The organism is Streptomyces torulosus, from assembly GCF_001419765.1.
GTDB classification, from domain to species: Bacteria; Actinomycetota; Actinomycetes; order Streptomycetales; family Streptomycetaceae; genus Streptomyces; species Streptomyces torulosus.
On the sequence record NZ_LIRK01000318.1, the window covers coordinates 1 to 22,186 of the forward strand.

Sequence of the window (22,186 nt, forward strand, 5' to 3'; positions counted from 1 at the left end):
GTCCGCATCCCTCCACCTCCCGCGCGACTCCAGCCGGCCTCAGTCGCGGCGCAAGGGACGTGGCCGACCCTCACAGTCGGGCGTCCACCCGTCCCGCAGCGTCACCGCACCACCCCCCGTCCGCTCCCGCGCCCCTTGGTGACCCTGGTCACCATCGGCCCCTGAATCCTCTCCTCACAGCCCCACCCCGTACCTGGTGAGTCTCGCCCGTGGTAGTCGAACAGTCACCCAACGGCGCCAGTTTCGGCACATCACGGCGCCCGGAACGTGGTATCCGTGGAACGTGGGAATCGTTCGGGTACCCCCGGACGTTTGGACGATGGGATTCGCGGGCAACCCCCGGCGTTCCCGGAGGGACGCCCCGGTCATCCCGGTGGGTCGCGCCGTCGGCGCCGCGTCGATCGCGTCCCGTCCATGAGGTCTGCCCGCCACGACAGGCGGACGGGTATACCCATCCCTGCCCATACGTATGCGTCGTGCGGCCAGAAATCTTCCCCTTACGGGCTGATTTTTTGTTGATCGAGGGTTAGAAGGTCGCTCGATCGCCCTACCCTTCAGAGGGTGAACCAACTGATGTCCCGAGAGTCCGAGGCCGATCTGTCCGGGGAAGCCGAAGCCGCCCTCCCCGGCACCCTGCCCGAAGCCCTGCGTGCCGAACTCGTCGCGTTCCGCCGCGACTTGCACATGCACCCCGAGCTCGGCAACCAGGAGTTCCGCACGACCGCCGCGATCAAGGCCCGCCTGGAGAAGGCAGGGCTCCGACCGCGCGTGCTCGACAGCGGAACCGGACTCATCTGTGACATCGGCGACTGGGACGGCGGCCGGCCCCGCCTCGCGATGCGCGCCGACATCGACGCGCTGCCCATCCCGGACACCAAGGTGGACTGCGAGTACCGCTCCACGGTCCCGGACCGCGCCCACGCCTGCGGCCACGACGTGCACACCACCGTCGTGCTCGGCGCCGGGCTCGTCCTCGCCGACCTGCACCGCAAGGGGCAGCTGCCGCGCCCCGTCCGGCTGATCTTCCAGCCCGCCGAGGAGGTCCTCCCCGGCGGCGCGGGCGACGTGATCAAGAGCGGTGCCCTCGAAGGTGTCGGGCGGATCATCGCCGTGCACTGCGACCCGAGGGTCGACGCCGGCCGTATCGGTCTGCGCCACGGCCCCATCACGTCGGCCTGCGACCGCCTGGAGATCGCCCTCGACGGCCCCGGCGGCCACACCGCGCGCCCCCACCTGACCACCGACCTCGTCACGGCCGCCGCCCGCGTCGTCACCGACGTGCCGGCGCTGGTCGCCCGCCGGGTCGACGCCCGCAGCGGACTGTCCGTGACCTGGGGCCGCGTCGAGTCGGGCCACGCCCCGAACGTGATCCCGCAGCACGCCGAGCTGTCCGGCACCGTGCGCTGCCTCGACATCAACGCCTGGCGGCAGGCGCCCGACCTGGTGCACGAGGCGATCGCCGAGGTCGCGACCCTGCACCGCGCCAAGTCCGAGATCAACTACGTCCGGGGTGTCCCGCCGGTCGTCAACGACCCCGTCGTCACCGAGCTGATCCACGACGCCATGGTCGCCCGCCGCGGCGCCACGGCCGTCGAGGACACCGAGCAGAGCCTCGGCGGCGAGGACTTCTCCTGGTACCTGGAGCACGTCCCCGGCGCCATGGCCCGCCTGGGTGTCCGCCGCCCCGGCGACCTCACGGTCCGCGACCTCCACCAGGGCGACTTCGACGCGGACGAGCACGCCATCACCGTGGGCGTCGAGCTGTTCACCGCCGCCGCCCTCATGGACGCCCGGATGCAGGTCCTCGACACCGCCGCGACCTCCTAGGGGGCGGGTGCGGACATCCCGCACAGCGCGGACGTCCCGCACAGCACCCCGGCGCACGGCCTCCACAGACCCGGTACCCGATCCGCACCTTCTCCGGTTGCGGCGCCCGCGCCCTCGCGGCAGCCTGGTGCGCGTGTCGTACGCCCCCGTACGGCGCGCGCACCGTCACGCTTAAGTCACCCCGCAGACACGGAACGCGAGAGACGTGCGAAGGGCTCTGTCCCAAGCGTCCCTTTCGATCCCATGGTTCACGAGGACGTAACCGGCCATCGGCACGAATGGATAACGGCCAGTCGAAACCCCGTTCCCAGGAGTGTCTACGCGCGTTAATGTGCGCCGAACTGAGCACCCGGCTGCGGGGCTTTGGAGAAGATGGGGAACTTCAAGATGCGTCGGATTTCCAAACTGACCCGCGTCGCGGTGGGGGTCGCGTCGCTGGCGCTCGCCGCCACGGCCTGTGGCGGGACCAGCAGCGAGAGCGGCAACGGCGGCGACGGCGAGAGCAAGGGCACCAAGGGCCTCGCGATCGCGTACGACATCGGCGGCAAGGGCGACCAGTCCTTCAACGACGCGGCGTACGCGGGCCTGCAGAAGGCCGAGAAGGAGTTCGGCTACAAGACGGCCGACATCGAGCCCACCGAGGGCGAGACGGACGCCGACAAGCAGCAGCGCCTGGAGTCCCTGGCCAAGCAGGGCTACAACCCGGTCATCGGCGTGGGCTTCGCGTACGGCCCGGCCATGGAGGCCGCCGCCGCGAAGTTCCCGAAGACCACGTTCGGCATCGTCGACTCGGAGGTGAAGGCCGACAACGTGGCATCCCTGGTCTTCGCCGAGCAGGAGGCGTCGTACCTCGCCGGTGTCGCCGCCGCCAAGGCCACCAAGTCGAACACCGTGGGCTTCGTGGGCGGTGTGGACGTCCCGCTCATCCACAAGTTCGAGGCCGGCTACAAGCAGGGCGTCCAGGACACCAGCGGCGGCAAGGTCAAGGTCATCTCGCAGTACCTGACCCAGACGGCCGAGGAGGGTGGCTTCTCCAGCCCGGACAAGGGCAAGGCCGCCGCCGAGGGCCAGATCGAGAAGGGCGCCGACGTCCTCTACGCCGCCGCCGGTCTGTCCGGTCAGGGTGTCATCGAGGCCGCCGCCAAGGCGAAGGTCTGGGCGATCGGTGTCGACTCCGACCAGTACAAGCAGGAGGCCCTCGCCTCCTACAAGGGCTTCATCCTCACCTCGGCCCTCAAGGACGTCGGCGGCGCGGTCTACACGCTCGCCAAGTCCGTCGAGGACGGTAAGCCGCTCACCGGCGTCCAGACCTTCGACCTGAAGGTCAACGGCGTCGGCCTGGCCGAGTCGAACCCGGAGTTCGCGAAGATCGCGGGCCTCTCGGATGCGGTCGCCAAGGCCAAGAAGGAGATCGTCGACGGCCAGATCAAGGTCAAGACCGAGTAGTCACCGGAACGGCCTTCGGGCATGCCAAGAGGCGGGCGGGTGCCAGAGCACCCGCCCGCTCGGCGTTTGGGTGCCGGCCGACGCAGCCCTGTGATGTCCGTAGAGTCCGCCGGGAATCCGCGCCGACGAGGATGCAGACCGCCCGAGGAACCGAGATGTCGTCCGGGGCGGTGGGTGAACTAGTGCACGTCCACCCAAGCCTTCACGATGTGGCAGTTGTAGTTGTCGCCGTTCACGACCGACGCCGGCGCACCGCCCCCTGAGGAGAGTGACTGCCAACGACCGTAGACAGTGGTCGAATAGGGGTAGTTGGGTGAGTCGCATTGAGCCCTCACGCGATACTTACCGAATCCCCTGGTGCAGCCGACTGACGCGTGATTCGGGAGGGGAGAGTTGATGGATGCATGACAACCAGAGACGGCGGCCTGTGCGCTGCCGCCGAACATGGCCACGGTCCCGCCTGCCAGTGCAGCAACGATAAAAAATCTCAGCCCTGTCGCGCGCTTGCTCAGTCTGTTCAAGGGGGTTCCTCCAGTGGAGCGGTCTCTGCATCGAACTGGCTATCGCTGTACGCCAGTTCGATGAATGCCTCGCAAGATTAGTCGCCAAGCCCGACGGTGGCGAGTTGTTCCCTGAGGGGGCTCTCCTCGTTCAGATCGACGGCGTGGCAGACCGCTGGGTCACAGCCGCTTCCCCAGGCTCCAGATGGGCGCGGTGGCGGCCTGTTGGCGCAGGTGAACGGTCGGCTTGTCCCGTCTGTCGTGGCCATTGACTGGCTGCCGCTCATGTGTTCGCCCAGCTTGCGCGCCCGGCACCCCTTTCCTGCCTTCGAACTGGCTGCAACACGACCCCATAACAACAGGGCAACCGGGGCTTTCCCGCCAGGGTCTACGCGCGTTACCCTCGGCGAAAGCCAGCGCCGACGCTGTGAAGCACCACTGAGCAGTACCCTCCGGCGCTTGTACGACTAGGAGCACCAGAACATGCGCCGGGTTTCCCGCATCGCGGTCGCGGGCGCAGCGACCGCCTCCCTCGCCCTCGCCCTCTCCGCCTGTGGCGGCACCTCGACGGAGGCCTCGTCCTCCTCCGACGCGAAGGGCGGCGACAAGGGTCTCGCGATCGCGTACGACGTCGGCGGCAAGGGCGACCAGTCCTTCAACGACGCCGCGTTCGCGGGCCTGGAGCAGGCGAAGAAGGAGTTCGGGTACCAGACCCAGGACATCGAGCCCACCGAGGGCGAGACGGACGCCGACAAGGAGCAGCGCCTGGTCTCGCTGGCCAAGCAGGGCTACAACCCGGTCATCGGCGTCGGCTACGCGTACGCGACCGCCGTGAAGGAGGCCGCCGAGCAGTACCCGGACACCACCTTCGGCATCGTGGACGACTCCACCGTCCAGCTGAAGAACGTGGCCGACATGGTCTTCTCCGAGGAGCAGGCCTCGTACCTCGCGGGCGTCGCGGCCGCCAAGAGCACCAAGACGAACGTGGTCGGCTTCGTGGGCGGCGTGGACATCCCGCTGATCCACAAGTTCCAGGCCGGCTTCGAGCAGGGCGTCAAGGACACCAACCCCAAGGCCAAGGTGCTCACCCAGTACCTGACCCAGACGGCCGAGGAGGGCGGCTTCTCCAGCCCCGACAAGGGCAAGTCGGCCGCCGAGGGCCAGATCGAGAAGAAGGCCGACGTCGTGTACGCGGCGGCCGGTCTGTCCGGTCAGGGCGTGATCGAGGCCGCCGCCGCCAACAAGGTGTGGGCGATCGGCGTCGACTCCGACCAGTACAAGCAGGAAGCCCTCGCGAAGTACAAGGACGCGATCCTGACCTCGGCGATGAAGGACGTCGCCAAGGCGGTGTACAACCTGGCGAAGTCGGTCGAGGACGGCAAGCCCGAGACCGGTATCGTCAGGGGCGATCTGAAGAGCGGTGAGGTCGGCCTCGCCGGCTCGAACCCCACGTTCAAGGACGACACCAAGCTCCAGGAGGCCCTCGAGACGGCCAAGGAGAAGATCATCAGCGGCGAGATCAAGGTCAAGACCAGCTGAGCCAGCAGAACCTCGAGCAGACACGCGACCCCGGGGGAGTGCGGCCGTGCGGGAGCCGTACATCCGGCCCGTACCTCCCCGGAGCCGCTGGTAACCGCGGGGTTACGTCCGCTCAACGGGGTACGGGGAGCCTGGCTCCCTGTACCCCGTTGTCTCGGGCGTCGCCCCTTTCGATGCCGTAGGGGCGCTACGCGCGTAGACGACCCCCTTTCCCAGGAGAGTGCGCCATCAACGCGTCCAGCAGCCCTCCGGCCGACGCGGCGGTCAACGGTCAGGCGACCGCCGTCGAACTCGCCGGGATCACCAAGCGATTCCCCGGCGTGGTGGCCAACCACGACATCCACCTCACCGTCCGCAAGGGCACCGTCCACGCCCTCGTCGGTGAGAACGGCGCCGGCAAGTCGACCCTGATGAAGATCCTCTACGGCATGCAGAAGCCGGACGAGGGCACCATCGCGGTCGACGGCCACCAGGTGAGCTTCTCGTCCCCCGCCGACGCCATCGCGCGCGGCATCGGCATGGTGCACCAGCACTTCATGCTGGCCGACAACCTCACCGTTCTGGAGAACGTGGTCCTCGGCAGCGAGAAGCTCTACGGCATCGGCGCCAAGGCCCGCCGCACGATCAAGGAGATCTCCGACCGGTACGGCTTCGGGGTCCGCCCCGACGTCCTCGTGGAGGAACTCGGCGTCGCCGAGCGCCAGCGCGTGGAGATCCTCAAGGTCCTCTACCGCGGTGCCCGCACGCTGATCCTCGACGAGCCCACCGCCGTGCTGGTGCCGCAGGAGGTCGAGGCGCTCTTCGTCAACCTGCGCGAGCTCAAGGCACAGGGCCTGTCGGTCATCTTCATCTCGCACAAGCTGGGCGAGGTGCTGTCCGTGGCCGACGAGATCACCGTCATCCGGCGCGGCACGACCGTCGGTACGGCCGTCCCCGCCGACACCACCCCGCGCCAGCTCGCCGAGTTGATGGTCGGCAGCGAGCTGCCCACCCCGGAGACCGCCGAGTCCACGGTCACCGACCGCGCCGTCCTGAGCGTAGACAAGCTGCGTCTCGCGACGCCCGGCGGCAAGGCCCTCCTGGACGACATCAGCTTCACCATCCACGCGGGCGAGGTCCTCGGCCTCGCCGGCGTCGAGGGCAACGGCCAGACCGAGCTGATCGACGCGCTGATCGGCCTGAAGGCCGCCGACTCCGGCACCATCCGGCTGGCCGACGACGAGATCACGAGGTGGCCCACCCGCAAGCGCCGTGAGCAGGGCGTCGGCTACATCCCCGAGGACCGCCACCGGCACGGTCTGCTCCTGGAGGCACCCCTCTGGGAGAACCGTATCCTCGGCCATGTGACCGAGCGGCCCAACGCCAAGGGCGTCTGGCTCGACCCGAAGGCCGCCCAGGAGGACACGCGCCGGATCGTCGCCGAGTACGACGTCCGCACCCCCGGCATCGACGTCACCGCCGCCTCCCTGTCCGGCGGCAACCAGCAGAAGCTGATCGTCGGCCGCGAGATGAGCCACAAGCCGCGCTTCCTGATCGCCGCCCACCCCACCCGCGGTGTGGACGTCGGCGCGCAGGCCCAGATCTGGGACCAGATCCGGGAAGCCCGCCGCGAGGGACTGGCCGTGCTGCTGATCTCCGCCGACCTCGACGAGCTGATCGGCCTGTCCGACACCCTCCGGGTGATCTACAACGGCAAGCTGGTCGCGGACGCCGACCCGGCCACCATCACCCCGGAGGAGCTCGGCTCCGCCATGACCGGTGCCGCCACCGGCCACCTCGAACACGAAGAGACCCCCGAGACGCCGGGCAAGGCCCCCGAGTCTCCGGAAGGCGAGGCCCGCTGATGAAGAAGTTCGACAAGGAGCGGGTGCTCCTCGCGGTGGCCGGGCCGGTCCTCGCGCTCGCCGTCGCCTTCGTGCTGACCGCGATCGTGCTGCTCGCGTCCGGCAAGAACCCGGTCGAGCCGTTCACGATCATGTTCGAGCAGGCGTCGTTCTCGGACATCCAGGTCCGGATCATCAACCAGGCGTCGCTGTACTACATCGCGGCCCTAGCGGTGGCCATCGGCTTCCGTATGAACCTGTTCAACATCGGTGTCGACGGCCAGTACCTGCTCGGCGCCATGATGGCCGCGATCGTCGGCGCCCACGTGGACCTGCCCGCGTTCCTCCAGGTCCCGCTGCTGATGCTCACGGCGATCTTCACCGGTGCCTTCTGGGCCGGCATCGTCGGTGTCCTCAAGGTCACCCGCGGGGTCAGCGAGGTCGTCGCGTCGATCATGCTCAACGCGATCGCGACCTCGATCATCGGCTACCTCTGGCTGCCGAACGTCTTCGGCGTCAAGGTCGGCAACAACAACACCACCGGTGAGATGGCCGAGTCCGGCTGGGTGCCCGGCATCGACATGGGCGCCGCCGGCGAGATCTACGGCCTGGTCCTCCTCGCCGTCGCGCTCGGCGTCGGCTACTGGGTCGTCATCAACCGCACCCGCTTCGGCTTCGACCTGCGCGCCTCCGGCGCCTCGGAGACGGCCGCCGCGGCCAGCGGTGTCGACCCCAAGCGGATGATCCTCACCGCGATGCTGATCTCCGGCGGTGTCGCCGGCCTCGCGGGTCTGCCGATCCTGCTCGGCGACACCCACACCTACAGCCTGAACTTCCCCACCGGCATCGGCTTCCTCGGCATCGGCATCGCCCTGCTGGGCCGTAACAGCCCCGTCGGCATCGCCTTCGCGTCCCTGCTGTGGGCCTGGCTCGACAAGGCGTCGCCGGAGCTGGACTTCCACGGCTACGACAAGGAGATCGCGGTCATCATGCAGGGCCTGATCGTGCTCTCGGTCGTCGTCTCCTACGAGACCGTCCGTGAGTGGGGCCTGCGCCGCCAGCAGCGCCGCGTCGGCGCCGAGCTCGCCGCCGGGAACGTCCTCGGCGCGGACAACAACGTCAAGAAGGAGGTGGCTGGCCGATGACCACGAGCACCACCGCGACCGACCTCAACCAGCCCTCGCTGGAGCCCACCGCCCGGACCGGGCGGAAGATGTCGCTGCCCGTGCTGCTGCTGGTCATCTCCGGCGTCCTGGCACTCACCTCGCTCGTCCGCATCATCACCGGCGCGGACGGCATCACCAACGTCAGCCAGATGTCCACCGCCCTGGAACTGGCCGTCCCGATCGGCCTGGCCGGACTCGGCGGTCTGTGGGCCGAGCGCTCGGGCGTGGTCAACATCGGCCTCGAGGGCATGATGATCCTCGGCACCTGGTTCGGCGCCTGGGCCGGCTTCCAGTACGGTCCGTGGACCGGCGTCCTGGTCGGCATCGCCGGCGGCGCGATCGGCGGCCTGCTGCACGCCTTCGTCACCGTCACCTTCAACGTCAACCACATCGTCTCCGGTGTGGCCATCAACATCCTCGCCCTCGGCGCCACCCGCTACCTCGCGCCGCTCGCCTTCGAGGGCCACCAGGGCGGCTCCGCCAAGCAGTCCCCGCCGGTCGAGTCCATCGGTGACTTCACCATCCCGGGACTGTCGGACGCGCTGACCGAACTCAACTCCAAGGGCTGGTTCTTCATCTCCGACCTCGCCGGCCTGCTCGGCGGTCTGGTCACCAACGTCTCGTGGCTGACCCTCGTCGCCGTCGCGCTGATCCCCGCCACCTGGTGGATCCTGTGGCGCAGCGCCTTCGGTCTGCGGCTGCGCTCCTGCGGTGAGAACCCGATCGCCGCCGAGTCCCTCGGCGTCAACGTCTACAAGTACAAGTACATCGCCGTGATCATCTCCGGCGGTCTGGCCGGCCTCGGCGGAGCCTTCCTCTCCATCGTCGCCAACCCCTTCTACCTGGAGGGCCAGACCAGTGGCCGCGGTTTCATCGGCCTCGCCGCGATGATCTTCGGCAACTGGATGCCGGGCGGCCTCGCCCTCGGCGCCGGCCTGTTCGGCTACACCGACAGCCTCAACCTGCGCGGTGGCTCGGAGAACGTCCACGCCCTGCTGCTGCTCGGCGCGCTGCTGCTGCTCATCGGCGCGATCTGGCTGGCCGTCCGCAAGAAGTACGTCCAGGCCCTGATCACCGCCGTCATCGGCGCCCTGGTGTACACCTGGTACGCCACCACCAACGAGGTCCCGAACCAGGTCGTCGCCGCCACCCCGTACGTCATCACCCTGATCGTCCTCGCGCTCTCCGCACAGCGGCTGCGGATGCCGAAGGCGGACGGCCTGCCGTACCGGAAGGGACAGGGCAAGTGACCGCCGTCGACTGGGAGAAGCTGCGTACGGTGGCCCGGGACGCCATGTCCCGGGCGTACGCCCCGTACTCCGGCTACCCGGTCGGCGTGGCCGCCCTCGTCGACGACGGCCGGATCGTCTCGGGCTGCAACGTCGAGAACGCCTCCTACGGGCTCGGCCTGTGCGCGGAGTGCGGTCTCGTCTCGGAGCTGCAGAACAGCGGCGGCGGCCGCCTCACGCACTTCACCTGTGTGGACGGCAAGGGCGAGGTCCTCGTCCCGTGCGGTCGCTGCCGGCAGCTGCTGTACGAGTTCGGCGGCCCGGATCTGCTGCTGGAGACCCCCGGGGGGATCCTCCCTCTCTCGGAGATGCTGCCCCAGGCCTTCGGCCCGGACCATCTCACCAAGTAACTCCCGTGCGGCCCCTCCTGACGACCGGTCGGAGGGGCCGCTCCCTTTCCGATCCGCACCGGGTCGCTTTCGGAACCTTCGAAAGGAAAGCCATGACTGTGTTGTCGATGGACGCCATCTCCGTGATCCGCACCAAGCGGGACCGCGGTGAGCTGAGCGACGAGCAGATCGACTGGGTCATCGACGCGTACACCCGCGGGGAGGTCGCCGACTACCAGATGGCCGCCCTGAACATGGCGATCCTGCTCAACGGCATGAACCGCCGCGAGATCGCCCGCTGGACGGCCGCGATGATCGCCTCCGGTGAGCGCATGGACTTCTCGTCGCTTTCCCTGCCGACCGCCGACAAGCACTCCACCGGCGGCGTCGGCGACAAGATCACCCTCCCGCTGGCGCCCCTGGTCGCGGCCTGCGGCGCGGCCGTCCCCCAGCTCTCCGGCCGCGGCCTCGGCCACACCGGCGGCACCCTCGACAAGCTGGAGTCCATCCCCGGCTGGCGCGCCCTCCTCTCCAACGAGGAGATGCTGTCCGTGCTGGACGGTGTGGGCGCGGTGATCTGCGCGGCGGGCGACGGTCTGGCCCCCGCCGACAAGAAGCTGTACGCGCTCCGTGACGTCACCGGCACCGTCGAGGCCATACCGCTGATCGCCTCGTCGATCATGTCGAAGAAGATCGCGGAGGGCACCGGCTCCCTGGTCCTCGATGTGAAGGTCGGCAGCGGCGCCTTCATGAAGACCATCGAGGACGCCCGCGAGCTGGCCTCCACGATGGTCGGCCTGGGCACGGACCACGGTGTGAAGACCGTGGCGCTCCTGACGGACATGTCCACCCCGCTGGGCCTGACCGCCGGCAACGCGCTGGAGGTCCGCGAGTCGGTCGAGGTCCTCGCGGGCGGCGGCCCGGCGGATGTCGTCGAGCTGACGATCGCGCTGGCCCGCGAGATGCTCGACGCGGCCGGCGTGAAGGACGCCGACCCGGCGAAGGCCCTGGCCGACGGCTCCGCCATGGACGCCTGGCGCCGCATGATCGCGGCCCAGGGCGGCGACCCCGACGCGGAGCTTCCCACCTCCCGCGAGCAGCACATCGTCAAGGCCCCCTCCTCGGGCGTCCTGACCCGCCTCGACGCCTACGACATCGGCATCGCCGCCTGGCGTCTCGGCGCCGGCCGCGCCCGCAAGGAGGACCCGGTCCAGGCCGCCGCGGGCGTCGAGATGCACGCCAAGCCCGGTGACACCGTCACCGAGGGCCAGCCCCTGCTCACCCTGCACACGGACACCCCCGAGCGCTTCTCCTACGCGCTGGAGGCCGTCCAGGGCTCGTACGACATCGCCGCCGCGGGCACGCCGTTCACCCCGAACCCGATCGTGATGGACCGCATCGCCTGAGCGGGCCCTGCCCTGTCGACGCCGCTGTCGTCGTGTCCGCGATGAGTTCCGGGGGCCGGTCCGGTCTACCGATCGTGGATGCGACGACACCCGCCGTACTCGTGCTGCCAGGCCCCGTCACCCGGGACGAGGTGCCCCGGCTCTGTGACGAGGTGCGCGCGCGACTGGAGGCGGACCGGGCGGGCGGGGTGGTGGTGTGCGACGTCGCCGGGATCGGGCCGCCCGGCCTGGGAGCCGTCGACCTGCTGGCCCGGTTGCAGCTCACGGCGAAACGGGCCGGGGGCCGCATACGGCTGCGGGACCCCGCCCCGGCGCTGTGCGCGCTACTGCGCCTGGTCGGGCTTGCCCTCGATGTGGAGGGGCAGGTCGAAGAGGGGGAACCAGCGGGCGGTGTCCAGGAAGCAGTGGAACCCGGCGATCCGGCCCTCTGATATCTCCAGCACCTGCACGGCCCAGGCGGTGAAGCCACCCTTCTCCGGGTCGGGCTTGTACTGCGCGAAGCCCGGCAGGCCGTTCACCGCGACGGGCACCAGGTGCGAGCCGGCGCAGGCGGCACCCAGCGTGGTCATGAACCCGGTGATGTCGCCCGTGCCGGTCAGCCACAGGTCGAACGGCGGCATCGTCATCACCGCGTCCTCGTGCAGCAGGGCCGTCAGCGCCGTCATGTCGTACCCCTCGAACGCGGCGACATAGCGCTCCAGCAGCTTCTGCTGCTCCTCGTCGAGCGGGTCGGAGACATCGCCCTCGGCGACCCGGCCGTCGCCGTCGCCGAGGGTGGCGCGGGCCCGCTGGAGCGCGCTGTTCACCGAGGCGACCGAGGTGTCCAGCAACTCGGCGACCTCGCTCGCCTTCCAGGCCAGCACCTCGCGCAGGATGAGCACGGCCCGCTGCTTGGCGGGCAGCTTCTGCAGGGCGGCGACGAAGGCCAGCCGCACGGACTCCTTGGCCATCGCCGCCTCCGCCGGATCGGCGGTCGTCGGCAGCACCCGGGCGTCCGGGACGGGCTCCAGCCAGGTGTTGTCGGGGCGGGGGGCGAGGGCGGCCTGGGCGAGGGGCGTCGACTCGGTGAGATCCATGGGACGGGCCCTCTTGTTCCCCGCGGTCAGCATGTCCAGGCAGACGTTCGTCGCGATGCGGTACAGCCACGAGCGCAGGGAGGAGCGGCCCTCGAACTTCTCGTAGCTCCGCCAGGCCCGGATCATGGTGTCCTGCACGGCGTCCTCCGCCTCGAAGGACGAGCCGAGCATCCGGTAGCAGTACCCGGTCAGCTCGACCCGGTGCTTCTCCAGCCGGACGTCCAGATCCGCCGTCACCGTCGCCGTACCGTCACTCATGGCCAACCCACCCCTGTGGCTCATTCCGTCACACGCACCAGTGCGCGCCAACACTCCGGAAGCTACCGCAGCCCACTGACAATGGCCCCCGGAGCGGAAGAAGGGCCAGGTCAGCGGGCTGTGGTGGAACGGGGTGGAGGGGATGTCAGACGGTGGCGAGCCTCCGCTGCACACGAGCCGCACGCGACCCCACCACGGTGATCGCCACGACCCCCAGCACGGCCAGCAGACCCATGGACACGGTCCCGAGCCAGCCGCCCGCGTGGAACGCCATCGCACCGAGCGTGCTGCCCGCGCTGGACCCCACGTAGTAGGCCGACTGGTACAGCGCGGACGCCTGCGCCCGCCCCTCCTTCGCCGTGTGGCTGACCGCCGACGACGCCACCGCGTGCCCGGCGAAGAACCCGGCGGTGATCAGCACCAGCCCGATCAGCACCAGCGGCAGCGCACCGGACAGCGAGACCAGCAGACCGGCGGTCGTCGTACCGCCCGCCAGGTACAGCGCGCCCCGCCGCCCCAGCCGCGCCACCAGCTTCCCGGCGGTGGAGGCGGACACCGTGCCGACCAGGTACACCAGGAAGATCGACCCGATGACACCCTGCGGCAGCGAGAACGGGGCGTCGGCCAGCCGGTAGCCGATGACCGTGTAGACGGCGCCGAAGACGGTCATGAAGAGCGCGCCGATGGCGTACAGCCGCCGCAGCAGCGGGTCGCCGAGGTGCGAGCGGACCGTACGGGCCAGCACCGCCGGCCGCAGCGACCCCGCCACGAAGTGCCTCGGCGCGGGCAGCAGCAGACGGAAGGCCACCGCGCACCCCACCGCGATCAGGCCGAGCACACCGAGCGCGACCCGCCAGCCCCACTCCTGCGCGACCCAGCCGGTCACGATCCGTCCGCTCATGCCGCCGACGCTGTTGCCGGCGACGAACAGACCGATCGCGGTGACGAGGGCCTTGGGGCGGACCTCCTCGGCGAGATAGGCGGTCGCCGAGGCCGGTACCCCGGCGAGGGCCGCGCCCTGCACGGCGCGCAGCACCACCAGCGCGCCCAGCGAGGGCGCGAAGGGGATCAGCAGCCCGACCGTGACCGCGACCGCCAGCGACGCGGTCATCACCGCGCGCCGCCCGAACCGCTCCGACAGCGCGCTCATCGGCAACACGAACAGCGCCAGCGCACCGGTCGCCGCCGAGACCGTCCAGCTCGCCGCGCTCGCCGTGCCCCCGAAGTCGGTCGAGATCAACGGCAGCAGGGCCTGCGTGGAGTAGAGGAGGGCGAAGGTGGCGACTCCCGCGAGGAACAGCGCCAGGCTCATCCGGCGGTAGCCGGGACCTCCCGGCGCCACACGGGAATCGGCGGGGGTGCTGACTGATCCGGCGCCCACCCTGGTGGACGCCTCGGTACTGGCGGAAGGCATGCCTCGAAACTACGTACGCCGTTACTCATCCGTCCAATGCATGGAACCCCCATAATCGTTCCCGTGATGCATCAGCAAAGGTCAGAGCCACGGCTGTCACCGTCCGGTGACACAGAAGACATCGAGGACATCGTCCTGCGGCTCGCCCCCCGCCTCGCCTACTTCGCCGGTGTCGCCCGTACCGAGCACGTCACGCGGGCCGCCCAGGAGATGCAGGTCCCGCAGTCGACCCTGTCGCGGGCCATGGTCCGGCTCGAACAGGACCTGGGCGTCGACCTGTTCGCGCGCCGCGGCCGCACGGTGTCCCTCACACACGCGGGCCGCACCTTCCACGCCTCCGTGGAACGCGCCCTCGCCGAGATCGAGCGGGCCGCCGACGAGGTGCGCGCCGACGCCGACCCGGCCACCGGCAAGGTCGCCTTCGGCTTCCTGCACACCATGGGCGCCGAGACCGTCCCCGGCCTCCTCCAGGCCTTCCGCGCCGAGCACCCCCGCGTCCGCTTCAGCCTCGTCCAGAACTACGGCGAGGCCATGATCGAACGCCTGCGCGCGGGCGAACTCGACCTCTGCCTCACCTCGCCCGTCCCGGACGCCCCCGACCTCGTCGCCCGCCGCCTCGACGAGCAGAAGCTCCGCCTCGTCGTCCCCGCCGACCACCGCCTCGCCGCCCGCAAACGCGTCCGCCTCGCCGAGGCCGCCGACGAAACGTTCGTCACCCTCGAACCCGGCTACGGCATGCGCCGCATCACCGACGACCTCTGCAAACAGGCGGGCTTCAAACCCCGTATCGCGTTCGAGGGCGAGGAGGCCGAGACACTGCGCGGCCTCGTCGCCGCGGGCCTGGGCGTCGCCCTGCTGCCCCCGCCGGCCGTCCCGAGGCCGGGCGTCGTGGAACTGACCGTCACCGCACCCCGGGCGGCCCGGGAGATCGGCGTGGCCTGGCTGGCCGGCCACCCGGACACACCCCCGGTGGCCGCCTTCAAGAAGTTCCTGCTGTCGAGGAAGGGCCGCCTCCTGCACGACTGATCGTGTCCGCGGGAACAGCGCGGCCCGGCCCGGGGTCAGGAGGGACCCGCGCGGACGCCCCCGCTCGCCGCAGGCGCGTCGCGCCCCTCAGCCGCCCCACCGGGAGCGGGCCGCTCCGAAGCCGGAGGCGAGCGGCATGCGCAGACCCAGCGGCGGCGGCGCGGCGAGCGCGTCCTCCAGGGGGCGCGCGAACGCCCGGCCGAACAGCACGCCCATCACGAAGTCCGAGGCGAGCGCGTGCACCTCGTCGCGGTACTGCGTCAGCCCGTGCCGGTCCGCGTGCACCTCGAACCGGCAGATGTCGGGGTTCGTCTTCTTCGCGCGCGCGGCGAACCGGAAGGACAGCTCGGGGTCGACCCGTTCGTCGTTCGTGCCGTGCACGATCAGCACCCGCCGCCCCGCGAGCTGTTTCACCGGTTCGGGCGTCGCCGCCGCGTCCTCCTCGGGCAGCCAGGGAGCGATCGCCAGTACGGAGTTGACGGCGTCGTGGCCCCCGGCGTGCAGCGCGGCGCGCGCCCCCATGTGCAGCCCCACCAGGCACACCGGTACGTCCCCGTACCGCCGGACCACCTCGTCCGCGGCCCACTCGGCGTCCCGTGCGAGCCGCGCCTCCGTGCCGTTCCAGCCGCGGTGGCGGTAGTGCACGACATGGGCCGCCAGGCCCTCGTCACGCCCCGCGCGGACCAGTCGGCGCCCCAGGGCGCGTACGGAGGCGGTGGCGACCATGGGGGAGGGCCTGCGGAGGGAAGCCTCGTCGCCGGCCGGGAGAAGCAGGACCACCGCGCCGACCGTGCTGGGCTCCGGGCCGAACGTCCGCCCAAGTCGGGGCGTCCGTACCGGCATTGCTTGCTGCGCCATGACAGAACAGTGTCAGAAGAGATGGTGTACGCCACCCGTCCTGCGGGTCACCGTTGAGTATCGACGGCACCGCCCGACAGGCGTTCTACGCGCGTAGGCGATATGGTGCGAAAATGACGAACCAGACTGACCGGACCGGAACCACCCCGGACTCGGACCAGATCCGCCGGGCGCCCAAGGTTCTGCTGCACGACCATCTCGACGGCGGGCTCCGCCCCGGCACCGTCGTCGACCTCGCCGACGCCGTCGGCTACACCCCCCGGCTTCCGGAGGCCGACCCCGACCGGCTCGGCGTCTGGTTCCGCGAGGCCGCCGACTCCGGTTCCCTGGAGCGGTACTTGGAGACCTTCTCCCACACCGTCGGCGTCATGCAGACCCGCGACGCGCTCGTCCGGGTCGCCGCCGAGTGCGCCGAGGACCTCGCCGAGGACGGTGTCGTCTACGCCGAGGTCCGCTACGCCCCCGAGCAGCACCTCGACGGCGGCCTGAGCCTCGAAGAGGTCGTCGAGGCCGTCAACGAGGGCTTCCGCGAGGGCGAGCGCCGGGCCAGGGAGGCCGGGCACCGCATCCGCGTCGGCGCCCTGCTCACCGCCATGCGGCACGCAGCCCGCGCCCTGGAAATCGCCGAACTCGCCAACCGCTACCGCGACCTGGGCGTCGTCGGCTTCGACATCGCCGGCGCGGAGGCCGGCTACCCGCCCACCCGGCACCTCGACGCCTTCGAGTACCTCAAGCGCGAGAACAACCACTTCACCATCCATGCCGGGGAGGCCTTCGGGCTGCCCTCCATCTGGCAGGCGTTGCAGTGGTGCGGCGCCGACCGGCTCGGCCACGGCGTCCGCATCATCGACGACATCCAGGTCCACGAGGACGGCTCGGTGAAGCTCGGCCGGCTCGCCTCCTACGTCCGCGACAAGCGCATCCCGCTGGAGCTGTGCCCCAGCTCCAACCTCCAGACGGGCGCCGCCCGTTCGTACGCCGAGCACCCCATCGGGCTGCTGCGGCGGCTGCACTTCCGCGCCACGGTCAACACCGACAACCGGCTGATGTCCCACACCAGCATGAGCCGTGAATTCGAGTACCTGGTCGAGGCTTTCGGCTACACGCTCGACGACATGCAGTGGTTCTCGGTCAATGCTATGAAGTCAGCATTCATTCCTTTCGATGAACGACTGGCCATGATCAATGACGTGATCAAGCCCGGATATGCCGAGTTGAAATCCGAATGGCTGTTCCGTCAAACGGCCTCCACCAGCGGATCTGTCGACGAATAGCGTCGAACAATCGATTCCGGGAGCGGCCGCGTGGAGGGCGACGCGGCCGCTTGTCGATGTTTGCCACCGGCGGGACTTTGGTGTTTACGTTTCGGCACCGCTCACCACCCGTCGAACGCATTCCAAGGACGCATTCAACATGAAGCAGTCTGCTGCCAAGACCCTCGGTGTCGCCGCCCTCGGTGCCGCCATCGCCGCTGCGGGCGCGGGCGCCGCGAACGCCGCCCCGAGCGTGCCGGCCGCTCCCGACGCCTCCCAGGCCGTGGGCACCGTCACCCGGTCGCTGCCCGTGGAGAACGTGTCGAAGACGCTGCCGGGTGGTGGAGCCGTCACCCAGGGTCAGCGTGCGCTCGGCGCGGGTCTGGAGTCGGCGCAGCCCGCCGTCGCCAACGTCCTCGCCGAGGGGCCGACCGCCCCCGTCGGTGGCCTGCTGGGCGGCCTCCCCGTCGGCAAGACCCTGCCCACCAAGGGCCTCGGCGTGAACGGCCTGCCCCTCGGCGGCGCCTGAGCGGACCGCTCCCTCGTACGCCGATGGGGCGCACCCTGCGAGGGTGCGCCCCATCGGCGTGTCAGTGGAGGTGCGTCACCATGCCGTGCGGGTCTTCCCCTCGGACGGGAGCAGGATCCACAGGGCTATGTAGAGCAGGAACTGCGGGCCCGGAAGCAGACACGACGCGAGGAACAGCACACGCATCGTGGTCGCGGAGGTGCCGAAGCGCCGTGCCAGCGCTGCGCACACTCCGCCGATCATCCGGCCTTCCGCGGGGCGGGCAAGGCGGCTCATGAGGGCTCCTTCGTCAGCGTAGGACGCCGGCCGCGGGCCGACGGTGGGGGTGGGGCCTCCTGACGGCCGCCGCTCTCTTTCCCACACCATCGACGCTACGCGGACGAAGCGGACGAAGCGTCGCTCTATGGGGCCATCCCGACCCTGGGAATCGTCGGGGTCCGACCCTGAGAATGCTCCTCACGGCGGTGGTCCGTCCGCACCCGGCTGTCCGCCCTGCGACGGAGGGCGGCCCTGGCCGCCGGCACGACGGCGACATGGGCGAGGCCCACACCGACCGCGTTCAGCAGGATCGAGTCGATGTCCACGACCTGGCCCGGCACCCCGGTCTGCAACAGCTCGACCGCCAGCGACAGCAGCGCCCCGGCCGCGACCGACCGGGCCAGCGAGACGACCGGCGACACCGACAGCCGGCCGTGCACCAGGGGCAGCAGCACGCCGAGCGGTGCCAGCAGCGCGAGCCCCTCGCCGATCCGCAGGGCCGCCTCCGGCCAGCCCAGCGCCAGATCCGCTCTGATCCCCGCGAAGGGCCGCATGTTGGTCGGACTCACCCAGGTGACGTCCAGCGGACGCAGCGTGATCCAGGCAACGACCGCGAGATGTGCGGCGAGGAGGACACCCCCCGCCGCACGAACACGGACCGCGGCACTACCGCCGCTCGTACCTTGACGCTGCACGCCCCCCAAGACGCGCCCTCCGGCGCGATCGGTTCCGCTCGATTTTTCCGGCGGCTCGGGGCGGCGGCGGGCCTCAGGAACCCGAGACCTCCGTCGAGGGCGGTATCCCCGCCCCCGGATCCGACTGGACGTCCGCGGTGCACTCGTACCGGCGCAGCGCGTCGGCGCTGGTACTGCCCAGGACGACCGAGCCGCTGTCACCGGTCGCCGCCGTGTCCGCGAAGGTGCACACGATCTGCGCGAGGGCGTACTTGGGCAGGGCGTCGGGGGCGGTGGACAGCCGCAGGGTGTCGTCGGGGTCACCCGGGCGGGGGCCGGTCACCGTGATCCCGGGCGGCACGGCCGTGCGGTAGCCGGCCTCGTCCTCCACGCCCGACGGTGTCTCGCCCAGGGCCTTCAGGAGCCCCTGGGCGACGACCACGCGGCGCTTCGCCTCGTCCGTGCCGTCGGCGACCCGCACCGAACGGTCGACCCGGACGAGCGCCCCGGAGCAGAGCAGGAACACCTCGACGGGCATCCCGGACGGGCCGGCCTGCGTCGCGAGGTCCGTCACCGACGACTCGCAGGGCACCATCGACGGCGCGGGACCGAAGTCCGTCGGCACCTGGGTGGCCCGGATCCCGCAGCCCGCCAGCAGCCCGGTGAGCACCCCGCCCGCGGCCAGGATCCGTATGCCCCGCACCCGCGCTGCCCGCCCCTGTCGCTCTCGCGTCCGTATCCGCCGTACCCGCGCGTCTCTCGCCGGCACCTCTCGTATCGTCACTGCCCGTCCCCCTCGGTGTCCTGCGTGCCGCCGTCGCCCTGGTCCCCGTCGCGTTCCCGTGCGATCAGCGGGGCGGCGTCCCTGGGCAGGCGGAGGGTGAAGACCGCCCCTCCCTCGGGGGAGTTGGCGGCGGTGATCCCGCCGCCGTGGATGTGGGCGTTCTCCAGGGCGATGGACAGGCCGAGGCCGCTGCCCTCGGAGCGCGGACGGGAGGCGCTCGCCTTGTAGAAGCGGTCGAACACGTGCGGGAGGACGTCCTCGGGGATGCCGGGCCCGTGGTCCCGCACCTCGATCAGCAGGTCCGCGTCGTTCTTGTCGCCTTCGCGCACCGAGACCCGCACCGGCGAACCGCCGTGCTTGAGGGCGTTGCCGATGAGGTTGGCGAGGATCACGTCCAGGCGGCGCGGGTCGAGGTTGGCCATGATGCCGCGCTCGGCGTCCAGATCCACCGCGTCCAGCCAGGCGCGGGCGTCGATGCAGGCGGTGATCTGGTCGGCGATGTCCACGTCGTCGAGGACCAGCCGGGCCGTGCCCGCGTCGAAGCGGGTCACCTCCATCAGGTTCTCGACCAGGTCGTTCAGCCGCCGGGTCTCGCTCACCACGAGCCGTACGGCGGGCTCGATCATCGGGTCGACGCTGCCGGTCTCCGCGTCCAGCTCCTCCTCCAGCACCTCCGTGACGGCGGTGATCGCCGTCAGTGGTGTACGGAGTTCGTGCGACATGTCGGCGACGAAGCGGCGGGACGCCTCCTCGCGGGCGCTCATGTCGTCGACCTTCTTCTCCAGGGACTCCGCCGCGAGGTTGAAGGTCCGTGAGAGGTCGGCCAGTTCGTCCGTGCCGGAGACACGCAGCCGGGTGTCGAGCTTGCCCTCGCCGAGCCGCCGGGCGGCCACCCCGAGGCGCTGCACCGGCTTCAGCACGGTCGTCGCGGCGGCCTGCGCGAGCAGCGCCGAGCCGATCAGCGACAGACCCGTCGCGATCCCCAGCGACCAGGCCAGCGAGTTGAGGTCCTCGGCCTCCTTCTCCAGCGGCTTGCGCATGTAGGCGGTCGGACCGCCGCCGATCATCTTCGCGCCGCCCACCAGATACGGGGTGTCGCCGTCGATGACCCGCTGCCAGTACACGTGGTACGGATGCTGGTTCCCGGAGGTGATCTTCTGCCGCTTGTTGACGGCCTTCTGCAGGGACGCGGGCACGTCGTCGAGGGAGAAGCCGTTCAGCGCGTTGTCGGTCGAGGAACCCGACACGGTCCGGCCTGCGGCGTCCTCGTCGATGAGGAGCACGCCGAAGCGCTCACCGCCGTCGGCCATCTTGCGCGCGGCGATCCGCAGTTGGTCCTGGGAGGGGTTCGGGCGGAGCGTGCTCACATGGCTCTGCAGCTCACGCTCGAAGTCGTTCAGCGCCGCGTCCTGCGCACGGCTCTGCACGGCCTCCCGGTTGAGCCAGTACGCGATACCGGACGCCGACACGGCTGCCGTGAGCGCCACCAGCCCGAACACCACCACCAGTCGCAGCCGCAGGCTGGTGAAACGAATCCGGGACTGGACCTTCGTACGCGTCGCGGACCAGCCGCGGATCCCCCCTCGAGCCTTTGTCACTGAGGAACGTCCAGCCGGTAGCCCACACCACGGACCGTACGGATCAGGGTCGGCGACGACGGCACGTCCTCGACCTTCGCGCGCAGCCGCTGGACGCACGCGTCGACCAGCCGGGAGTCGCCCAGGTAGTCGTGCTCCCACACCAGGCGCAGCAACTGCTGCCGGGACAGGGCCTGTCCGGGGCGCCGGCTCAGCTCCAGCAGCAGCCGCAGCTCGGTCGGCGTCAGCTGGAGGTCCTCGCCGTTCTTCGTCACGGTCATGGCCGCGCGGTCGATGACGAGGCTGCCGAAGGTCGCCGCGTCATTGGCCTCGCGCTCACCGCGCCGCAGCACCGCGCGGATACGGGCGTCCAGCACCCGCCCCTGCACGGGCTTGACCACATAGTCGTCCGCACCGGACTCCAGACCCACCACGACGTCGATGTCGTCGCTGCGGGCGGTCAGCAGGATGATCGGCAGCTGGTCGGTGCGCCGGATACGACGGCACACCTCGAAGCCGTCGATGCCGGGCAGCATCACGTCCAAAACGATCAGATCCGGCCGCTGTTCGCGCAGCAGCTTGAGACCATCCTCGCCGGTGGCGGCGGTGGCGACACGGTGCCCCTGGCGCGTCAGTGAGAGCTCCAGGGCCGTGCGGATGGCGTCGTCGTCCTCGATCAGCAACAGGGAAGGCACGGGCTCATTCTGGCCCATGGCATGGCCACGAATCGACCGTTGAAGCGCTCCCACGCGACACCCGCACACGATCGTGCCGTTCGCGTAGCCGTACGACTCTTCTCTGTGAGCGCGCTGTGTCTTCCCTGGGGCCGACCCCTGTGACAGGTCTGTGACAGTCGGCGGACACGGCCATGAAGGTGGCCGGGCAATCTTTTCGGCACAGGCAAGAAGCACCGCGGCGGTCGAGCGCCGAAGCGGGGTGAGAGACCGGAATTCCACGACGGGGGGCGCGAGATGAACACGCTGCACAGCACCAGCACTAGCGCAGTTGTCACGCGTCTCCACGACGTCGTCCGGAACACGGAGAAGTCCGGTGCCGTGAGCGGGCGGGGGTGCGCTCGCGGTACCGGGCGTCAGCACACCACGTACATGTCGGTGGTTGACGCACATGTGGGGGGAAGCACCACGGGGGTGGCC

The 22,186-nt window shown here is 70.3% G+C and carries 20 protein-coding genes and 1 pseudogene; 13 read left to right on the top strand and 8 right to left on the bottom strand.

Translation table 11 applies throughout. The features are described 5' to 3' along the window. Nucleotides 1-573: 573 nt before the first annotated feature. The 9 genes from AOK23_RS22120 to AOK23_RS45285 all read left to right on the top strand — a co-directional run bounded on the left by AOK23_RS22120 (nucleotide 574) and on the right by AOK23_RS45285 (nucleotide 11,756). The gene (locus AOK23_RS22120) at nucleotides 574-1,827 is read left to right on the top strand and encodes an amidohydrolase (protein WP_055714426.1); all 1,254 of its coding nucleotides are present in this window, start codon (nucleotides 574-576) and stop codon (nucleotides 1,825-1,827) included. Between the two features lie 387 nt (nucleotides 1,828-2,214). Beyond that, nucleotides 2,215-3,273 (top strand): BMP family lipoprotein, encoded by a 1,059-nt coding sequence (locus AOK23_RS22125; RefSeq protein ID WP_157878113.1) that lies wholly within the window; start codon nucleotides 2,215-2,217, stop codon nucleotides 3,271-3,273. A gap of 983 nt (nucleotides 3,274-4,256) precedes the next feature. After that, the gene (locus AOK23_RS22130; protein WP_055714427.1) at nucleotides 4,257-5,312 is read left to right on the top strand and encodes a BMP family lipoprotein; all 1,056 of its coding nucleotides are present in this window, start codon (nucleotides 4,257-4,259) and stop codon (nucleotides 5,310-5,312) included. A 227-nt stretch (nucleotides 5,313-5,539) separates the two neighbouring features. Beyond that, entirely contained in the window at nucleotides 5,540-7,156 is a 1,617-nt protein-coding gene (locus AOK23_RS22135) for an ABC transporter ATP-binding protein (RefSeq protein WP_055714428.1), read from the top strand. Beyond that, on the top strand, nucleotides 7,156-8,280 hold the full coding sequence (locus AOK23_RS22140) for an ABC transporter permease (RefSeq protein WP_055714429.1): 1,125 nt from the start codon (nucleotides 7,156-7,158) through the stop codon (nucleotides 8,278-8,280). The genes AOK23_RS22135 and AOK23_RS22140 overlap by 1 nt, the downstream gene beginning before the upstream one ends. Beyond that, nucleotides 8,277-9,551: an ABC transporter permease gene (locus tag AOK23_RS22145; protein ID WP_055714430.1), complete on the top strand. Its 1,275-nt coding sequence runs from the start codon at nucleotides 8,277-8,279 to the stop codon at nucleotides 9,549-9,551. The genes AOK23_RS22140 and AOK23_RS22145 overlap by 4 nt, the downstream gene beginning before the upstream one ends. Next, the gene (locus AOK23_RS22150) at nucleotides 9,548-9,940 is read left to right on the top strand and encodes a cytidine deaminase (protein WP_055714431.1); all 393 of its coding nucleotides are present in this window, start codon (nucleotides 9,548-9,550) and stop codon (nucleotides 9,938-9,940) included. The genes AOK23_RS22145 and AOK23_RS22150 overlap by 4 nt, the downstream gene beginning before the upstream one ends. A gap of 101 nt (nucleotides 9,941-10,041) precedes the next feature. After that, nucleotides 10,042-11,325 carry a thymidine phosphorylase gene (locus tag AOK23_RS22155; RefSeq protein WP_055714442.1) on the top strand — a complete coding sequence of 428 codons (1,284 nt, stop codon included), beginning with the start codon at nucleotides 10,042-10,044 and terminating at the stop codon, nucleotides 11,323-11,325. A 41-nt stretch (nucleotides 11,326-11,366) separates the two neighbouring features. Further along, nucleotides 11,367-11,756, top strand: a complete 390-nt coding sequence (locus AOK23_RS45285) for an STAS domain-containing protein (protein WP_079049623.1) — start codon at nucleotides 11,367-11,369, stop codon at nucleotides 11,754-11,756. On the opposite strand, the gene AOK23_RS22160 is transcribed toward AOK23_RS45285, so the two are convergent. Then, the gene (locus AOK23_RS22160; protein WP_055714432.1) at nucleotides 11,649-12,659 is read right to left on the bottom strand and encodes a sigma-70 family RNA polymerase sigma factor; all 1,011 of its coding nucleotides are present in this window, start codon (nucleotides 12,657-12,659) and stop codon (nucleotides 11,649-11,651) included. The two genes, AOK23_RS45285 and AOK23_RS22160, sit on opposite strands and share 108 nt — an antisense overlap. Before the next feature lie 145 nt (nucleotides 12,660-12,804). Beyond that, nucleotides 12,805-14,073 (bottom strand): MFS transporter, encoded by a 1,269-nt coding sequence (locus AOK23_RS22165; protein WP_055714433.1) that lies wholly within the window; start codon nucleotides 14,071-14,073, stop codon nucleotides 12,805-12,807. 63 nt (nucleotides 14,074-14,136) lie between these two features. On the opposite strand from AOK23_RS22165, the gene AOK23_RS22170 reads away from it, so the two are divergent. After that, on the top strand, nucleotides 14,137-15,099 hold the full coding sequence (locus AOK23_RS22170) for a LysR family transcriptional regulator (protein ID WP_206336258.1): 963 nt from the start codon (nucleotides 14,137-14,139) through the stop codon (nucleotides 15,097-15,099). An 87-nt stretch (nucleotides 15,100-15,186) separates the two neighbouring features. On the opposite strand, the gene AOK23_RS22175 is transcribed toward AOK23_RS22170, so the two are convergent. Continuing rightward, on the bottom strand, nucleotides 15,187-15,957 hold the full coding sequence (locus tag AOK23_RS22175; RefSeq protein WP_055714435.1) for a prolyl oligopeptidase family serine peptidase: 771 nt from the start codon (nucleotides 15,955-15,957) through the stop codon (nucleotides 15,187-15,189). A 113-nt stretch (nucleotides 15,958-16,070) separates the two neighbouring features. Between AOK23_RS22175 and AOK23_RS22180 the strand changes: the two genes are divergently transcribed. Continuing rightward, nucleotides 16,071-17,231 carry an adenosine deaminase gene (locus AOK23_RS22180; RefSeq protein ID WP_055714436.1) on the top strand — a complete coding sequence of 387 codons (1,161 nt, stop codon included), beginning with the start codon at nucleotides 16,071-16,073 and terminating at the stop codon, nucleotides 17,229-17,231. Between the two features lie 139 nt (nucleotides 17,232-17,370). Next, entirely contained in the window at nucleotides 17,371-17,739 is a 369-nt protein-coding gene (locus AOK23_RS22185; protein WP_055714437.1) for a hypothetical protein, read from the top strand. A gap of 75 nt (nucleotides 17,740-17,814) precedes the next feature. Here the strand turns inward: AOK23_RS22185 and AOK23_RS22190 are convergent, their stop codons facing one another. The 5 genes from AOK23_RS22190 to afsQ1 all read right to left on the bottom strand — a co-directional run bounded on the left by AOK23_RS22190 (nucleotide 17,815) and on the right by afsQ1 (nucleotide 21,727). Then, on the bottom strand, nucleotides 17,815-18,015 hold the full coding sequence (locus tag AOK23_RS22190) for a PspC domain-containing protein (protein ID WP_055714438.1): 201 nt from the start codon (nucleotides 18,013-18,015) through the stop codon (nucleotides 17,815-17,817). Between the two features lie 125 nt (nucleotides 18,016-18,140). Continuing rightward, nucleotides 18,141-18,692: a VanZ family protein gene (locus AOK23_RS22195; protein ID WP_055714439.1), complete on the bottom strand. Its 552-nt coding sequence runs from the start codon at nucleotides 18,690-18,692 to the stop codon at nucleotides 18,141-18,143. Between the two features lie 73 nt (nucleotides 18,693-18,765). Continuing rightward, entirely contained in the window at nucleotides 18,766-19,365 is a 600-nt protein-coding gene (locus AOK23_RS22200; protein ID WP_055714443.1) for a hypothetical protein, read from the bottom strand. An 86-nt stretch (nucleotides 19,366-19,451) separates the two neighbouring features. Next, nucleotides 19,452-21,053 carry a sensor histidine kinase gene (locus AOK23_RS22205; protein WP_055714440.1) on the bottom strand — a complete coding sequence of 534 codons (1,602 nt, stop codon included), beginning with the start codon at nucleotides 21,051-21,053 and terminating at the stop codon, nucleotides 19,452-19,454. Beyond that, complete coding sequence (afsQ1, locus tag AOK23_RS22210; protein WP_055515961.1) at nucleotides 21,050-21,727, bottom strand: two-component system response regulator AfsQ1; 678 nt, start codon at nucleotides 21,725-21,727, stop codon at nucleotides 21,050-21,052. Before afsQ1 ends, AOK23_RS22205 begins: the two co-directional genes overlap by 4 nt. A 276-nt stretch (nucleotides 21,728-22,003) precedes the next feature. Between afsQ1 and AOK23_RS50070 the strand changes: the two are divergent. Further along, nucleotides 22,004-22,186 (top strand): annotated as a pseudogene (locus AOK23_RS50070) (SigE family RNA polymerase sigma factor); the annotation flags it as partial.

Bases quoted from the DNA above. Each gene is read 5' to 3' on its own strand.
- AOK23_RS22175 (WP_055714435.1), bottom strand. From the start codon at position 15,957: ATGGCGCAGCAAGCAATGCCGGTACGGACGCCCCGACTTGGGCGGACG.
- AOK23_RS22180 (WP_055714436.1), top strand. From the start codon at position 16,071: ATGACGAACCAGACTGACCGGACCGGAACCACCCCGGACTCGGACCAG.
- AOK23_RS45285 (WP_079049623.1), top strand. From the start codon at position 11,367: ATGAGTTCCGGGGGCCGGTCCGGTCTACCGATCGTGGATGCGACGACA.
- AOK23_RS22185 (WP_055714437.1), top strand. From the start codon at position 17,371: ATGAAGCAGTCTGCTGCCAAGACCCTCGGTGTCGCCGCCCTCGGTGCC.
- AOK23_RS22190 (WP_055714438.1), bottom strand. From the start codon at position 18,015: ATGAGCCGCCTTGCCCGCCCCGCGGAAGGCCGGATGATCGGCGGAGTG.
- AOK23_RS22160 (WP_055714432.1), bottom strand. From the start codon at position 12,659: ATGAGTGACGGTACGGCGACGGTGACGGCGGATCTGGACGTCCGGCTG.
- AOK23_RS22140 (WP_055714429.1), top strand. From the start codon at position 7,156: ATGAAGAAGTTCGACAAGGAGCGGGTGCTCCTCGCGGTGGCCGGGCCG.
- AOK23_RS22125 (WP_157878113.1), top strand. From the start codon at position 2,215: ATGCGTCGGATTTCCAAACTGACCCGCGTCGCGGTGGGGGTCGCGTCG.
- AOK23_RS22145 (WP_055714430.1), top strand. From the start codon at position 8,277: ATGACCACGAGCACCACCGCGACCGACCTCAACCAGCCCTCGCTGGAG.
- AOK23_RS22130 (WP_055714427.1), top strand. From the start codon at position 4,257: ATGCGCCGGGTTTCCCGCATCGCGGTCGCGGGCGCAGCGACCGCCTCC.
- AOK23_RS22165 (WP_055714433.1), bottom strand. From the start codon at position 14,073: ATGCCTTCCGCCAGTACCGAGGCGTCCACCAGGGTGGGCGCCGGATCA.
- AOK23_RS22120 (WP_055714426.1), top strand. From the start codon at position 574: ATGTCCCGAGAGTCCGAGGCCGATCTGTCCGGGGAAGCCGAAGCCGCC.